Here is a 15,116-nt window from a genome sequence, read left to right as displayed (position 1 = left end):
ATTACTGAAAGATATAGCTCAGGCCAACGCTGAGAACCTGTTCTGATTTTTTCTTACCAATATTTGGATCACCGGTTTGCTCATTCTTTAAGCCTTCATAGGTATTAGTTAAACCGATATCGTAACGGCCGGTAACCTCGAGCATTCTTTTATAAGAAAACCCTATACCCAGGCCTACAGCAAAATTAAAACTGGCAGCTTTACCGTTGATTCCTGTCACAGGATCGCCTTCTTCAGTATACCGCAACGGGGCATTTTTAATATTCTGATTGACCAGGAAATTAAATTTCGGACCCGCAATCCCAAAAAACTCTGATTCTGCTTCGGAAAAGTAACCTTTAAAATAGACAGGTACACTGATGTAGTTATTTGCGTAAACCGCATCATAACCTGCTGTACCTTTCGCATCCTTATCTTTTCCGGTTTCGCCGGCACCCAAATATTCAATACCTGGCTGCAGATAAAACTGATCGTTATTGTCTACAGGAATTAAAGCCAACACGCCGCCAAAGCCGGAGAAAATTGGTCCGGACGGATTGTGAGCGTTGCTTACGCGCGAGTAAGTCCCACCTCCGGTAATGCCAAATCTGGTATTCCGCAGATCAATCTGTGCTGAAAAGAACATTGCTGCACATAGTGCTGAAACGGCCAATAGTTTATTTTTCATAATGGTGTTTATGAACAAAGATAAAAAATATTGGGCAAAAAAAGAGCGTCCCGAAGTTATCCGGAACGCTTTATTGAATTGATTGGGAAATATTATCCTAAAACCTGAGCTACGGTAGAACCGATTTCGGCTGGTGAATCTACCACGTTGATTCCGTTCTCTCTCATGATAGCCATTTTCGCCTGTGCTGTATCATCATCTCCGCCTACAATGGCACCTGCGTGACCCATTGTTCTTCCTTTAGGTGCAGTTTGCCCAGCGATAAATCCTACCACCGGTTTTGTAGATCCGCTGGCTTTATACCATCTTGCTGCTTCAGCTTCCAGGGAACCGCCGATTTCTCCGATCATAACTACTGCATCAGTTTCAGGATCGTTGATGAATAATTCCAAGGCTTCTTTGGTTGTAGTTCCGATGATTGGGTCACCACCGATTCCGATCGCAGTAGAAACTCCGTAACCGGCTTTCACTACCTGGTCAGCAGCTTCGTAAGTTAAAGTTCCTGATTTGGATACGATACCCACTCTACCTTTTTTGAAAACAAAACCTGGCATAATACCGATTTTAGCTTCATCAGAAGTAATAATTCCCGGGCAGTTTGGTCCGATAAGTCTGCAGTCTCTGTCAGCAATATAAGCTTTCACTTTCACCATATCTTCTACAGGAATGCCTTCCGTAATACAAACGATTACTTTAATTCCTGCATCAGCAGCTTCCATAATCGCGTCTGCCGCAAATGCAGGCGGAACAAAAATGATTGAAACATTAGCTCCAGCTTTTTCAACAGTTTCAGCAACGGTATTGAAAACCGGTTTTCCCAAATGCTCAGAACCACCTTTCCCAGGAGTTACACCGCCTACAACGTTTGTTCCGTATTCAATCATCTGTCCTGCGTGGAAGGTTCCTTCGTTTCCTGTAAAGCCCTGTACGATTACTTTAGAATCTTTGTTTACTAATACTGACATTTTTTATTTTTTAAATTTATTCGTAATATTTAACTCTCACAAATTTACTGAATCTGCCGAGTTAAAAAAAATTATCAATTATTTTATTCGTTATGTTTTTCAATAACTTTAATGTTTCTTTAAAGCTTTTTCAGTTTCACCTCTTTCCTAAGATACTGCTTGAATTCTTCCGCCAACTGCCCGAAATACGTTTTGCCGCCTTCCAGATCTTTATTCACGCCGGTTTTTCCCAGAAGGACCGCTCCTTTACCTACGCGGTTTCCGGAGGCCATGCCCACCTGTCCCCAAACCGTTACCTCATCTTCAATGATGCAGCAGCCTGCGATGGCAGCGTGTGATGCGATAAGTACTTTTTTTCCGATGACCGTATCGTGACCGATCTGGATGAGATTATCGAGCACGGAACCCTCACCGATAATAGTGGAATCAGTAACGCCGCGGTCGATGGTACAGTTGTTTCCGATTTCCACATTGTTTTCAATAATGACATTTCCAACAGAGATCAGGCGGTCGAAATTACCGTTAAGTTTTCTGTAATAAAAAGCATCGCCTCCTAAAACAGTTCCGCTCTGGATGATGACGTGATCACCAATGACCGTTCTGTCGCCAATAACAACATTTGGGAAAATTATGCAGTTTTTTCCGATTCGTACTTCGTTTCCGAGTATTGCAGAAGGATGAATGCGTGTGCCTTCACCGACTTCAAGGTCGTGAAGTTCTTCGGTGAAATTGTAAATTCTGGTGAAATGGGTGTTGATTTTATTGAAATCCCTGAAAGGATCGTCTGAAACCAAAAGTGCTTTACCTTCAGGACAGTCTACCACTTTATCAATAAGAATAATGGTTGCATCCGAATTGAGCGCTTTATCGTAATATTTCGGATGGTTTACAAACACGATTTCCCCCGCTTTTACGCGGTGAATCTCGTTGGTCCCAAGAACAGGAAAATTTTCGTCGCCAATCATTTGGGCTCCGATGAGTCCTGCAATACTTTTAAGCGTTTGAGGGTGGTTGAAGGTCATATTGTAATGAGCAGATGGAAGATTTACACCTTCCATCAGTTTTTATTTTACGCGTTCCAGATAGTTTCCGTCTTCGGTGTTCACTTTAATTTTGTCTCCTGCTTCGATGAAAAGCGGAACCATTACTCTAGCGCCGGTTTCTACGATTGCATTTTTCAATGCATTGGTTGCTGTGTTTCCTTTTACGCCAGGATCAGCCTCGATAACATCTAAATAAACAGTCGGCGGGATCTCTGCAGATAGCGGAGATTCATCTGCTTCTTTAAGGATAATGGTAACTTCTTCACCCGCTTTCATGAATTGTGAGTTCTCGATCATCTCTTTATTAAGATAGATTTGAGAGAAATCATCATTGTTCATAAAGTGAAAACCATTGTCATCTTCGTACAGGTACTGGAATTTTCTGGTAATTACTTTAACCTCGTCGATTTTGTGACCTGCAGAAAAAGTATTGTCGAGAACTTTTCCGTTGGTTACGGATTTCATTTTTGTTCTTACGAAAGCTGGACCTTTTCCAGGTTTCACGTGTAAGAATTCGATGATTTTGAAGATATCGTTACTGAACTCGATACACATTCCTTTTTTAATATCGTTGCTTGTTGCCATTTATTTAGTTAGTTGATAGTTGTTGGTTGTTGGTTAACAATTAACCATTAATAATTATCTTTATTCTTTTCCTGTTCCGTAGCCTTTTACAATACCTCTTGGTGAATTTTTGATGAACTCTAAGATTTCATCGCGTTCCGCGGTTGGAAGCATCTCTTTTTCGATATAGCTGCTTGCCTGGGAAACATTCATTTTCATCTGGAAGATGGCGCGGTAAATTTTTTGTATTTCAAAGATTTTATCATTCGTAAAACCTCTTCTCCTTAATCCTACAGAATTAATCCCTGCATAAGTCATGGGTTCTCTTGCCACTTTCACATAAGGCGGAATATCTTTTCTTACAAGAGTTCCCCCGGAAATCATTACATGCTTACCGATCTTACCAAACTGATGAACGGCGGAAAGGCCACCCATTACAGTATAATCACCGATTTCAACATGGCCTGCGATTCCACAGCCGTTTACGATGATTACCCCGTTGCCGAGGACACAGTCGTGTGCAATATGTGAGGTTGCCATAATCAGGCAGTCGTTTCCTATTTTCGTGTAACCCAATGCTTTGGTACCACGGTTTATGGTAACGCATTCGCGGATGGTCGTATTATCTCCGATAATCACCTGCGTATCTTCACCTTCGAATTTTAAATCCTGAGGAACCGCAGATATTACGGTACCTGGAAAAATACGGCAGTTGTTACCGATTCTGGCACCATCCATAATCGTTACATTAGAGCCGATCCATGTTCCTTCACCAATTTCTACATCGCCGGCGATGGTGGTAAAAGGTTCTACGATAACATTCTTCTTAATTTTTGCCCGTTTGTCAACGGCAGCGAGTTGGTGTACCATCTAGTCCGGTTTATTTTTTGCAACCTGTGCCATGAGTTCAGCTTCAACCACAACGCTGTCGCCTACGTAGCCGTAACCCTGCATGTGAACAATTCCTCTTCTAATCGGAGAAATTAATTCAATTTTGAACACCATTGTATCACCTGGAACCACTTTTTTCTTGAATTTCACTTTATCCATTTTAATAAAGTAAGTGGAATAATTTTCAGGATCAGGAACACTTGCAAGTACCAGAATTCCTCCGGTCTGTGCTAAAGCTTCTACCTGTAAAACTCCCGGCATCACCGGCTCCTTAGGAAAATGCCCTACAAAAAACGGCTCATTCATCGTTACGTTCTTCAGCCCAACCACGTGGGAATCAGAAAGCTCCAGAATTTTATCAATTAATAAGAACGGCGGGCGGTGTGGCATCAATTTCATGATTCCATTGATGTCGAAAACCGGTTCTTTGTAGATATCGATATCGGGAACATTTTTCTTCCGCTGCAGTTTCCATTGGCGGTTAAGCTTTTTGGCAAACTGGGTATTTACAAAATGTCCGGGCTTATTAGCGATAACTTTACCTTTAATCTTAACTCCTACAAGTGCCAAATCACCAATTACATCTAATAATTTGTGGCGCGCAGCTTCGTTCGGATAATTGAGAGTAAGATTATCTAAAATCCCGTTCGGGCGGATTGAAACATCATCTTTACCGAAGGCTTTTTTAAGTTTTTCTGAAGTTTCTGTGGTGAGTTCCTTATCCACATAAACAATAGCGTTCGAAATATCCCCGCCCTTGATAAGACCGGCATCTAAAAGCATTTCGAGTTCATGAAGGAAACTGAAAGTACGTGCCGCGGAAATTTCTTCTTTAAATTCGGAAATATCCTTCAAAGTGGCATTCTGTGTTCCCAAGACTTTAGTCCCGAAATCAACCATTGTGGTTACCTCATAGGTATCAGAAGGGATAATGGTTAACTCCGAGCCAGTGGCTGGATCTATGTAATTCAACACTTCTTTTACCACGAGATATTCCCTGTCGAAATTCTGTTCGGTAATACCTGCTTGTTCGATAGCTTCTACAAAAAACTTAGAAGAACCGTCCAGGATCGGAGGTTCTGCACTGTTCATTTCCAGAATGGCATTATCAACATCGCACCCTACCAATGCGGCAAGAAGGTGTTCGCAGGTATGAATTCTCACCCCTAATTTTTCCAGGGTTGTACCGCGTTCGGTTGTGGTCACGTAATTTACGTCGGCCTCAATGTGAGGGTGACCCTCTAAATCTGTACGTACAAACACAAAGCCGGTATTTTCTTTGGCAGGTTTGATGGTTAGCGTAACTTCTCTTCCGGTATGAAGTCCGATACCACAAAGGGAAACTTCTTCCTTTAAAGTTTTTTGTTTATCACTCACTGGTTTTATCTTTTGAGCTGTTTTCAATATTGTTGATGCGCTTCACAATCTCAGTGAAATTTCTGAAATGCACATAATTTCTTCTGTATTCTCCGGCGTTAATCGCAGGTGATCCATAAAGAATCTCACCATCTTTGGTATTGGAGTTTACACCGCTTTGCGCCTGCACTCTTACCTGATTTCCAATAGTAATATGCCCTACAATCCCCACCTGGCCGCCAATCTGATTCCAGTCGCCAATTACAGTAGAACCTGCTATTCCGGCTTGCGCTGCAATCACATTGTTCTCACCAATCTTTACATTATGGGCGATCTGTATTAAATTATCGATTTTAGTTCCTTTTCCAATAACAGTTGAACCAATTGTTCCCCGGTCGATACTGCAGTTAGACCCAATCTCTACGTGATCTCCCAACACTACATTCCCTAGTTGCGGAATTTTCTGGTAACCGTCGTTGGTCACCTGAAACCCAAATCCGTCAGAACCGATTACAGTATTGGAATGAATTACACAATCATCACCAATCACGCAGTAATCATAAATTCTTACGCCGCTGTAAATGATGCAGTTTTTACCGATTTTTACATTTTTACCGATGTACACATGAGGATAAATCTGGCTTTCATCGCCAATCTTCACTTTTTCGGAAACACAGGTAAAAGCTCCTACATACACGTTTTCACCAACTTGGGAAGTCTCGTGAAATACCGCTCCCTGCTCAATGCCGCTTTTGCGGCCCTGCATTTCTTTGTACAGATTCATAAGAACCTGAAAAGACAGATAAGCATCTTCTACTGCGATAACAGTTACTGGGTAAGTATTCTGGGATAAAAGTTTTTCGGAAACGATAAGAACCGAACATTTGGTTGTTTCGATATAATCTGCAAATCTTTCCTGAGCGATAAAAGAAAGATGTCCCTCCTCCCCGCTCTCAATAGGTGATACACCGCTGATGGTGGCATTTCCGTCGCCTATAATTTTTCCGTTGATAAAACCTGCAATCTGCGATGCTGTAAATTCCATATCCTGCAAAGATAGGAAAATCCCAATTATTCCAAATTTTTTTTGCGGATTATTAGCACGCTAAATTTCTCGCGGGAACGATAAAATATACTTAGTATTCGGCCGATTAATATACGATGAAAGTATCTGATTTTCAGAATTTTCTAACGTGATTTTGCGACCATCTTTCAACAGGAGATAAATGGGCTGTTTTTCTGCACTGTACGGCAGTAAACTTCTGGAAATCTGGTCTACTAGTTCAGTTCCGTTTTCTATGTTAAACGCAGCATTGGTAAGAGCAATTTTTTCCTTAATAAACTCAGTATCAAAAGGTTTTGAAGAGATTTTAGTTTTAAGAAGATTCCGCTCAATTACAGATTTACAGAGATAGGATAAGATTTTGTCTTCGCTTTTGGTCCAGAATTTCATTGCCTGAATGATGTCATTATCATCAAGCTCGGTAAATCTTTGAATATCTTCATCCGTGGCTGTTCCGAAATGATTTCTTTTAAGAAAATACATTAAATTTTGCGAAGCAGGCAAAGAATGACCTTCTGAAACCAAAGTTTTCGCACGGGCAAGAATTTTCACCAAAAGATGCTCTGCAAGTGCTGACGTTTTGTGGTAATATACCTGCCAGTACATAAACATTCGGGCGGTGAGATAGTTTTCGATCGAGTAAATTCCCTTGGCATCGATTACCAGTTCATCATCAGAAACATTCATCATCGAGATGATTCGCTGCGTGTTCACATTTCCTTCGGAAACTCCGGTATAGAAACTGTCGCGTTTCAAATAATCCAGACGGTCAACATCTAGCTGAGAAGAAATCAGCTGGTTAAAGAACTTTCTGTGATATTTTCCCTGAAACATTTCAATGGCCATATTGAGTTCACCATCAAATTCTTCGTTCATTTCATTCATCAGCAGGAGCGATAATTTCTCGTGGTGCCAGTCGTCCATGAGCATATTTTCCAAAGCATGGGAGAAAGGACCATGGCCGATATCGTGAAGCAGAATCGCCAGCATTGCAGATTTTTCCTCGTCCCGGGAAATTTCAATACCTTTTAACTTTAGAGTTTCCAGAGCGGTGAACATCAGATGCATGGCTCCCAAAGCATGATGAAAACGGGTATGTGTTGCGCCGGGAAAAATTAAATTGAGTAAACCCGTCTGGGAAATGCGCCGCAACCGCTGAAAATAAGGATGCTCTATAACATCAAAAAGGATTTCGTAAGGGATTTTGATAAAGCCGTGAACCGGATCATTGATGATTTTGAATTTGTTCGTCATGTTTCGTTAGGTCTCTTAAAATAAATCAGTCTGGATTTGCAAATTTAGGTTTTCTAATCTCAACTCACGAGTTATACATGCTTTCTTACTTCACGTATTCAATTATTTAACGCAACTTTAACGTGTTTTTAAAAGAAATTTGGCAATGTTTGGTTGTACTTTTGACGCCTTACAGTAAGCCTGAAAAGATCGGGCTTTAACGAAGAAATATTTGAAAAAAATATATGGCAAAATTAATATGGATCGATGATGAAGTAGATTTACTGAAACCTCATATTGTATTTTTAGAGAACAAAGGTTACCATGTTTCTCCCGTGAATAACGTAAATGAAGCACTGGAAATGATCGAAAAAGAAAATTTTCAGCTTGCACTGCTTGATGAAAACATGCCGGGAATAAGCGGTCTGGAAGCGATTCCGATGATTAAAAACATCGACTCTGCAATTAAGATCGTAATGGTGACCAAAAATGAAGAAGAGAGCATCATGGAGCAGGCGATCGGCTCGCAGATTGCTGATTATATCCTGAAACCCGTAAATCCAAACCAGGTTCTGCTTTCACTGAAAAAAAACCTTCAGGAAGAAACTTTGGTTGAAGAAAAGACAATTCTGGAATACCAGCAGCAGTTCAGAAATCTTTCTATGGAACTTTCATACATGAGAACATTTCAGGATTGGGCAGAATATTATAAGAAGATTCTGAATTGGGAAATAAAATTCGATAAGGTTTTCGACAGTGATTTTTCGAATTTACTGCAGTCACAAAAAGAAGAGGCAAATATTCAGTTTTCAAAATTTATTGAAAACAACTACGAAGACTGGCTTCATACGACCGAAAAACCGATGATGAGCCACACTTTATTTAAAGATAAAGTGAAGCCGGAACTTGAGAAGGAAAAAGTGCTTCTGCTTATGATCGATAACCTGAGATACGACCAGTGGAAAGTGATTGAACCGCTGTTTACCAAATTCTACAACAAGACTTCCGAAGATTATTACTTCAGCATTTTACCTACCGCTACTCAGTATGCGAGAAATTCATTCTTTGCAGGACTGCTGCCTTCGGAAATTGAAAAACGTTTTCCGGATAAATGGTTTAACGATAACGAAGACGGTAATAAAAATGAACACGAAAGAGAATTTCTGGAAGATCAGATGAAACGGCTTGGGCTTTCCGGAAAGTCGATGAAATATCTGAAAATCCTTAACGCTGATTTTGAGCGAAAGATCCTGGAGGATTTCAACCAGCACAAAAACAATGACCTTCTCGTAATCGTATATAATTTTATTGATATTCTCTCGCACGCTAAAACCGATAACGTCATTGTAAACCAGCTGATCCGGGACGATAAAACTTTCAGATCACTTACTTACAACTGGTTTGAGAATTCATCACTGATGAAAATTATTAAGCAGGCTGCAGAAAACGGCTTTAAACTGGTAATTACGACAGATCACGGAACGATTTACGTAAAAAAACCGAGCAAAGTGGTTGGAGACAGAGAAACTTCTACGAACATCCGCTATAAAACCGGTAGAAGTCTTACGTACGAAAACAGCGATGTATGGGCGATTTCTAATCCCGAAAAACTGTTTTTACCGAAAGGAAATTTAAGTTCTAAATACATTTTCGCTAAGAACAATACCTTTCTGGCGTATCCGAAGAACTATAATCATTTCGTAAATTATTATAAAGAAACCTATCAGCACGGCGGGATCTCTCTTGAGGAGGTCATAATCCCGATCAGCATACTAGAGCCCAAATAGTTTTTTTTCATAGTTTATTTAAATTTGGGTTCAATTGGGCGGAAAAGATCTGAGATTTTTTCCGCCTTTTTTGCGACCACTAACTTCAGTACGGTCACTGATCAGATTACCTTTTGTAATTTTGAACAAATTTAAAATTCAATGAAAATTATCTCTTATAATGTCAACGGAATCCGGGCAGCATTCACTAAGGATTTCCTCGGCTGGCTGAAGGTTGCGGATCCCGATGTCATCTGCATACAGGAAAGCAAAGCAGGAAACGACCAAATCGATATCGAAAGTCTTGAAAAAATCGGTTATCACAGTTATTGGCATTCAGCACAGCGCAAAGGATATTCCGGAGTGGGAATTGCTTCCAAAATAAAACCTAAACATGTAGAATATGGCTGCGGAATAGAGGATTACGATTCGGAAGGCCGTGTTTTGCGGGCAGATTTCGAGGATTTCTCAGTAATTTCAGTGTATGTGCCTTCTGCTTCAAATATAGAAAGGTTAGACTTTAAAATGCAGTTCTGTCATGATTTCCTGGATTACATTAAAGAACTGAAGAAAACCATTCCTAACCTTATTATTTGCGGCGATTTCAATATTTGTCACCATGCAATAGATATCCATAATCCGGTGGGGCTTAAAAATGTTTCGGGATTTTTACCAATGGAAAGAGAATGGATGAGTGCCTTCATTAAAGAATGCGAACTTATTGACAGTTTCAGATTCTTCAACGACCAGCCCGACAATTATTCCTGGTGGAGTTACCGGCAGAATTCACGCGAAAGGAACAAAGGCTGGCGTTTGGATTATAATTTCGTGTCATATACGCTGAAAAGCCGTCTGAGCCGTGCTGTAATCTTAAAGGAAGTATTTCATTCCGATCACTGTCCGGTGATGGTAGAACTTCATTAAAAAATCAAACTTAAAATAAAAAAGCCGACTCTAAAGAATCGGCTTTGCTTTTAAATAACGTAAATGTTAATCGACAATTTCATATTCAACAGGCATGGTACCGCGGGCGGTATTACCAATTGAATCGAACGCTGCTTTGGATAGATCCAAGGCTCTGGAAGAGTGGAACGGACCTCGGTCGTTAATTCTCACTTCTACACTTTTTCCTGTTCTTAAGTTGGTTACTTCTACAACTGTACCGAACGGGAGCGTTCTGTGTGCAGCGGTAAGCTTTCTGTTACTGAAAATTTCTCCGCTTGCGGTTTTCCTACCGTTAAACTTATCGTGGTAGAACGATGCAAAACTTGTTTTGGCATCATTGGCATTATACTTGTTGAAAGAATAAATACCAAGTGTTGAAATCATCATTATGATTACGAGAATACCTCTTTTCATCATGTTGAATTATTTTTATTGGTTTTGACTCTGCAAATTTATTCCTAAATGATAACCTGCAACACTCACTTGGTTAAACTCCGTTAAGGATTCGTTAATATTTTGTTAAGAAAGGCTGTCTGCTCCCTATTCGTGGTAGCTCACAAGGATTGTTAAATTGTGTTAAAATCATCATTAAAACGTTAACAAAATTAACAAAACATAGCATAATAAATAGCTTTTAACGCACTCAAAACACTGAATTCCAGGCACTAAGCATTAAAAAAACCTTCCAAAATCAATGAAAGGTTTTTTGTTTATTGATCTTTGAAAAAATGTCAAAATTTGACTTATTTTCTGTCGATTTCTTAAATCACTTCTCCGTATAAATCAAATTCTTCTGCTGATGTAATTTTAACATCTGCAAATTCGCCAATTGATAAATAGGTATTTTCAGCCGAAACCAAAACGGTATTGTCCACATCCGGTGAATCAAATTCCGTTCTTCCTACAAAGTAATTTCCTTCTTTTCTGTCGAAGATACATCTGAAAGTCTTACCAATCTTCTCCTGATTCTTCTCCCACGAAATCTGTGACTGCAGCTCCATAATTTCCTCTACTCTGGCCTCTTTCACCTCCTGCGGAACATCATCTTCCAACACAAAAGCGGTTGTGTTTTCTTCGTGAGAATAAGTAAAGCAGCCTAAACGGTCAAATCTCTGGATACGCACCCATTCTTTCATCTCCTGGAATCTTTCTTCGGTTTCTCCCGGAAAACCAACGATTAAGGTAGTTCTGATAGCCATATCAGGAACCATCTCTCTGAATTTATCGAGAAGAGCATTGGTTTTTTCATGAGAAGTTCCGCGCTTCATCGCTTTCAGAATCTCTGAATTGATGTGCTGCAACGGAATATCAATATAGTTACAAACCTTTGGTTCGTTTTTAATGATTTCTAAAACATCTTCCGGGAATCCCGTAGGAAACGCGTAGTGAAGACGGATCCATTCAATCCCTTCCACTTTTACCAGACGGAGAAGCAAATCTCCGAGAGCACGTTTTTTATAGATATCAAGGCCGTAATACGTCAAATCCTGAGCGATTAAAATAAGTTCTTTCACCCCTTTTTTTGCCAGTTTCTCCGCTTCAATCACTAAATTTTCAATCGGTGTTGAAACATTTTTTCCTCTCATCAAAGGAATTGCACAGAAAGAACAAGGTCTGTCGCAGCCTTCAGCGATTTTTAAATATGCGTAATGTTTTGGCGTAGTGGTCATTCGCTCACCAATCAGTTCATGTTTATAATCTGCTCCCAACTGTTTCAGCAAAATAGGCAAATCTCTGGTCCCGAAATATTGGTCAACATCAGGAATTTCACGAATAAGATCCGGTTTGTACCTTTCAGAAAGACATCCGGTCACAAAAACCTTCTCTACTTCACCGCGGTTTTTAGCTTCCACGAAATCCAGGATCGTATTGATACTTTCTTCTTTCGCGTTGTCGATAAATCCGCAGGTATTGATCACCACAATATCACCGCGGTCCTCGTGCACCACTTCTTTTCCGTTTGCCTGAAGCTGACCCATCAATACTTCTGAATCATAAACGTTTTTGGAACAGCCTAAAGTGACAATGTTAATTTTCTTTTTTCCGACGGATTTCGTGCGCATCTTTATAATAAATTTGAATGGATGACTATAATTTTTTACAGGGTGCAAATTTAGGAATAAAAAAAGACTTTAAGGTTTTGCCTAAAGTCTTTCTAAATATTTCATTTAAAAGCGTTTATACAAGTGCTTTCAGATAATCCCCGTAGCCGCTTTTGCCGTATTTCTTTGCAGATTCCAAAAGCTGTTCTTTATTGATGAAACCTTTAACATAAGCGATTTCTTCAATACAGGAAATTTTGAAGCCCTGTCTCTTTTCAAGCACCTTCACAAATTCGGAAGCTTCATGCAGAGAATCGAAAGTTCCGGTATCCAGCCAAGCCGTTCCGCGTGACATTACGCCAACTTCTAGCTGGCCTTTTTCCAGATAGATTCTGTTTACGTCGGTAATTTCCAACTCACCTCTTGGCGAAGGTTTAAGATTTTTAGCAATCTCAACCACCGAATTGTCATAAAAATACAGACCCGGTACTGCAAAATTAGATTTTGGGTGTTCCGGTTTTTCTTCGATGGAAATAGCTTTTAAATTTTCATCAAACTCCACCACTCCATATCTCTCGGGATCAGAAACCTGATACGCAAAAACACAACCGCCTTTCACAGTGGTTTTTGATGACAATAATTTCGGAAGTCCTGCGCCGTAAAAAATATTATCGCCCAAAACAAGGGCTACAGAGTCGTCACCGATAAATTCTTCACCTAAAATGAAAGCCTGCGCTAATCCATCCGGACTTGGCTGCACTTTGTACTGAATATTGCAGCCAATCGCTGAACCGTCACCCAAAAGTTTAATAAAACCTTCCTGATCGTGAGGTGTTGTAATGATTAAAATATCTTTAATTCCCGCCAAAAGCAAAGTAGAAAGCGGGTAATAGATCATCGGCTTGTCGTAAACCGGCATCAGCTGCTTGCTTACCGCGATGGTTAAAGGATAAAGTCTGGTACCGGAACCGCCGGCTAATATTATACCTTTCATATTTAGTGGACTCGTTATTTTGTAGACTAGTTGTCTAGTTTAAATTATTATTTTTGGGAGCTAAATGTCCATTTATCAGAATTCACAATCATGGATGTAAGCATTGATAGAATTTGATTGTACTGTCCATACAGATCTTGAAAAGTCTGTTCATCAATATATTTGCATGCTAAAGCAAAATCAAGCCAATTTTGGGTTTCGGTTGCTTCTCCGTCCGCATCAATGAGTTTATTTTCAAACAGTTTGTGCTTTTCCTCCAGCCCTCAGCAAGATTACCGCAAACAGATCTCGATGACCTTCTGATTTGGCTGGTAAGCGAATATTTTTCTTCAGCAGGAAATGATTTTGTGATTTCGAAAATCTTCATAGCAGCCGAAAATGCTTCCTGGTATACTTTTAAATCTTTATGATATTTTATTAATGTCATCGCTACAAAATTTAAAAAAATTCCAGTCACTAAACCACTAAATTACTATTCCACTACACCACTATTCTACTAAACTACCCTTACGAATATTGCTTATCGTAATATTTCTGATAATCACCGGAAGTCACATGATCCAGCCATTCTTTGTTTTCGAGGAACCAGTCGATGGTTTTGGAGAGGCCTTCCTCGAAGGTTACTGACGGTTTCCAGCCAAGATCTTTATTCAGTTTGGAGGCATCAATGGCGTAACGTTTGTCGTGTCCCGGTCTGTCTTTCACATAAGTAATCAGTTTCTCTGAATGCCCAGCAGGATTTCCGAGTTTTTCATCCATCTGCTTAATCAGTTCTTTTACCAGATCGATATTCTGCCATTCGTTGAATCCACCAATATTGTAAGTTTCACCGGTTTTGGATTCGTGAAAAATCTGGTGAATCGCCTTTGCATGATCAATCACAAAAAGCCAGTCACGCGTATATTTTCCGTCGCCGTAAATCGGGAGCGGCTTTCCGTTCAGAATGTTTGAAATACAGAGTGGAATCAACTTTTCAGGGAAGTGATTGGGACCGTAATTATTGGAACAGTTGGACAGGATAAACGGCATTCCGTAGGTATTGCCGTAAGCTCTTACCAAATGGTCTGAAGCTGCTTTACTCGCAGAGTAAGGTGATTGAGGATCATATGCGGTAGTCTCCAAGAAGAAACCCGTTTCGCCTAAACTTCCGTAAACCTCGTCTGTTGAAACGTGATAGAAAAGATTTTTTCTCGGCTCATCAGGGAATCTGCCGTGGGTATGCTCCGGATTCAATGTCCAGAATTCAATTGCCAGGTTCAGAAGATTGGCCGTGCCGATCACATTCGTGTTGATGAAGGCATTAGGATCGGTGATGCTTCGATCAACATGACTTTCCGCCGCTAAATGAACAATCGCGTCTGGGTTATATTTTTCGAATACTTTTCGGAGTTCGTCAACTTTAGTGATATCTGCTTTTTCAAAAACGTAATTGGGTTCGTTTTCAACGTCTTTTAGATTCTCCAGATTACCTGCGTAGGTCAATGCATCCAGGTTAATGATGGTCGCTTCGGGATGGTTTTTTACAAATTCCCTAACAACGTGGGAACCGATAAATCCTGCACCTCCAGTGATGATGATATTTTTCAT

At 40.1% G+C, this 15,116-nt stretch carries 14 protein-coding genes and 1 pseudogene; 2 read left to right on the top strand and 13 right to left on the bottom strand.

The window, feature by feature from the left end; all coding sequences use genetic code 11:
* Nucleotide 1: 1 nt before the first annotated feature.
* The 8 genes from KTV93_RS09240 to KTV93_RS09205 all read right to left on the bottom strand — a co-directional run bounded on the left by KTV93_RS09240 (nucleotide 2) and on the right by KTV93_RS09205 (nucleotide 7,803).
* The gene (locus KTV93_RS09240) at nucleotides 2-667 is read right to left on the bottom strand and encodes a porin family protein (protein WP_218248662.1); all 666 of its coding nucleotides are present in this window, start codon (nucleotides 665-667) and stop codon (nucleotides 2-4) included.
* Between the two features lie 92 nt (nucleotides 668-759).
* A complete protein-coding gene (sucD, locus tag KTV93_RS09235; protein WP_218248661.1) occupies nucleotides 760-1,632 on the bottom strand; it encodes a succinate--CoA ligase subunit alpha in 873 nt (290 codons plus the stop codon).
* Between the two features lie 119 nt (nucleotides 1,633-1,751).
* Nucleotides 1,752-2,654: an LpxD N-terminal domain-containing protein gene (locus KTV93_RS09230; RefSeq protein ID WP_218250525.1), complete on the bottom strand. Its 903-nt coding sequence runs from the start codon at nucleotides 2,652-2,654 to the stop codon at nucleotides 1,752-1,754.
* Nucleotides 2,655-2,696: 42 nt separating this feature from the next.
* Nucleotides 2,697-3,260, bottom strand: a complete 564-nt coding sequence (gene efp, locus KTV93_RS09225; protein ID WP_218248660.1) for an elongation factor P — start codon at nucleotides 3,258-3,260, stop codon at nucleotides 2,697-2,699.
* Nucleotides 3,261-3,320: 60 nt separating this feature from the next.
* The gene (lpxA, locus tag KTV93_RS09220; protein WP_218248659.1) at nucleotides 3,321-4,109 is read right to left on the bottom strand and encodes an acyl-ACP--UDP-N-acetylglucosamine O-acyltransferase; all 789 of its coding nucleotides are present in this window, start codon (nucleotides 4,107-4,109) and stop codon (nucleotides 3,321-3,323) included.
* Entirely contained in the window at nucleotides 4,110-5,507 is a 1,398-nt protein-coding gene (locus KTV93_RS09215; protein ID WP_218248658.1) for a bifunctional UDP-3-O-[3-hydroxymyristoyl] N-acetylglucosamine deacetylase/3-hydroxyacyl-ACP dehydratase, read from the bottom strand.
* A complete protein-coding gene (gene lpxD / locus KTV93_RS09210; protein ID WP_218248657.1) occupies nucleotides 5,500-6,531 on the bottom strand; it encodes a UDP-3-O-(3-hydroxymyristoyl)glucosamine N-acyltransferase in 1,032 nt (343 codons plus the stop codon). Before lpxD ends, KTV93_RS09215 begins: the two co-directional genes overlap by 8 nt.
* 60 nt (nucleotides 6,532-6,591) lie before the next feature.
* The gene (locus KTV93_RS09205; RefSeq protein ID WP_218248656.1) at nucleotides 6,592-7,803 is read right to left on the bottom strand and encodes an HD domain-containing protein; all 1,212 of its coding nucleotides are present in this window, start codon (nucleotides 7,801-7,803) and stop codon (nucleotides 6,592-6,594) included.
* Between the two features lie 224 nt (nucleotides 7,804-8,027).
* Between KTV93_RS09205 and porX the strand changes: the two genes are divergently transcribed.
* Together porX and KTV93_RS09195 are read left to right on the top strand one after the other, a co-directional pair.
* A complete protein-coding gene (gene porX / locus KTV93_RS09200; RefSeq protein ID WP_218248655.1) occupies nucleotides 8,028-9,569 on the top strand; it encodes a T9SS response regulator signal transducer PorX in 1,542 nt (513 codons plus the stop codon).
* A 141-nt stretch (nucleotides 9,570-9,710) separates the two neighbouring features.
* Nucleotides 9,711-10,472 (top strand): exodeoxyribonuclease III, encoded by a 762-nt coding sequence (locus KTV93_RS09195; RefSeq protein WP_218248654.1) that lies wholly within the window; start codon nucleotides 9,711-9,713, stop codon nucleotides 10,470-10,472.
* Nucleotides 10,473-10,538: 66 nt separating this feature from the next.
* Here KTV93_RS09195 and KTV93_RS09190 read toward each other — a convergent pair whose 3' ends face one another.
* The 5 genes and pseudogenes from KTV93_RS09190 to rfbB form a co-directional block, all read right to left on the bottom strand.
* On the bottom strand, nucleotides 10,539-10,910 hold the full coding sequence (locus KTV93_RS09190) for a septal ring lytic transglycosylase RlpA family protein (protein WP_218248653.1): 372 nt from the start codon (nucleotides 10,908-10,910) through the stop codon (nucleotides 10,539-10,541).
* Nucleotides 10,911-11,254: 344 nt separating this feature from the next.
* Entirely contained in the window at nucleotides 11,255-12,556 is a 1,302-nt protein-coding gene (rimO, locus tag KTV93_RS09185) for a 30S ribosomal protein S12 methylthiotransferase RimO (protein WP_218248652.1), read from the bottom strand.
* Between the two features lie 115 nt (nucleotides 12,557-12,671).
* Nucleotides 12,672-13,529 carry a glucose-1-phosphate thymidylyltransferase RfbA gene (rfbA, locus tag KTV93_RS09180; RefSeq protein ID WP_218248651.1) on the bottom strand — a complete coding sequence of 286 codons (858 nt, stop codon included), beginning with the start codon at nucleotides 13,527-13,529 and terminating at the stop codon, nucleotides 12,672-12,674.
* A gap of 47 nt (nucleotides 13,530-13,576) precedes the next feature.
* Nucleotides 13,577-13,896, bottom strand: a pseudogene (locus KTV93_RS09175) (four helix bundle protein).
* Nucleotides 13,897-14,036: 140 nt separating this feature from the next.
* Nucleotides 14,037-15,116, bottom strand: a complete 1,080-nt coding sequence (rfbB, locus tag KTV93_RS09170) for a dTDP-glucose 4,6-dehydratase (RefSeq protein ID WP_218248650.1) — start codon at nucleotides 15,114-15,116, stop codon at nucleotides 14,037-14,039.

The sequence above is a fragment of the Kaistella faecalis genome (assembly GCF_019195395.1).
In the GTDB taxonomy this organism is placed as follows: Bacteria; Bacteroidota; Bacteroidia; order Flavobacteriales; family Weeksellaceae; genus Kaistella; species Kaistella faecalis.
This window is presented reverse-complemented; position numbering and strand designations above follow the sequence as displayed.

Excerpts from the sequence above, each read along its gene's own strand:
- sucD (WP_218248661.1), bottom strand. The coding sequence starts at position 1,632 with ATGTCAGTATTAGTAAACAAAGATTCTAAAGTAATCGTACAGGGCTTT.
- KTV93_RS09195 (WP_218248654.1), top strand. The coding sequence starts at position 9,711 with ATGAAAATTATCTCTTATAATGTCAACGGAATCCGGGCAGCATTCACT.
- rfbA (WP_218248651.1), bottom strand. The coding sequence starts at position 13,529 with ATGAAAGGTATAATATTAGCCGGCGGTTCCGGTACCAGACTTTATCCT.
- KTV93_RS09190 (WP_218248653.1), bottom strand. The coding sequence starts at position 10,910 with ATGATGAAAAGAGGTATTCTCGTAATCATAATGATGATTTCAACACTT.
- KTV93_RS09230 (WP_218250525.1), bottom strand. The coding sequence starts at position 2,654 with ATGACCTTCAACCACCCTCAAACGCTTAAAAGTATTGCAGGACTCATC.
- lpxA (WP_218248659.1), bottom strand. The coding sequence starts at position 4,109 with ATGGTACACCAACTCGCTGCCGTTGACAAACGGGCAAAAATTAAGAAG.
- porX (WP_218248655.1), top strand. The coding sequence starts at position 8,028 with ATGGCAAAATTAATATGGATCGATGATGAAGTAGATTTACTGAAACCT.
- KTV93_RS09240 (WP_218248662.1), bottom strand. The coding sequence starts at position 667 with ATGAAAAATAAACTATTGGCCGTTTCAGCACTATGTGCAGCAATGTTC.
- efp (WP_218248660.1), bottom strand. The coding sequence starts at position 3,260 with ATGGCAACAAGCAACGATATTAAAAAAGGAATGTGTATCGAGTTCAGT.
- rfbB (WP_218248650.1), bottom strand. The coding sequence starts at position 15,116 with ATGAAAAATATCATCATCACTGGAGGTGCAGGATTTATCGGTTCCCAC.
- rimO (WP_218248652.1), bottom strand. The coding sequence starts at position 12,556 with ATGCGCACGAAATCCGTCGGAAAAAAGAAAATTAACATTGTCACTTTA.
- KTV93_RS09205 (WP_218248656.1), bottom strand. The coding sequence starts at position 7,803 with ATGACGAACAAATTCAAAATCATCAATGATCCGGTTCACGGCTTTATC.
- lpxD (WP_218248657.1), bottom strand. The coding sequence starts at position 6,531 with ATGGAATTTACAGCATCGCAGATTGCAGGTTTTATCAACGGAAAAATT.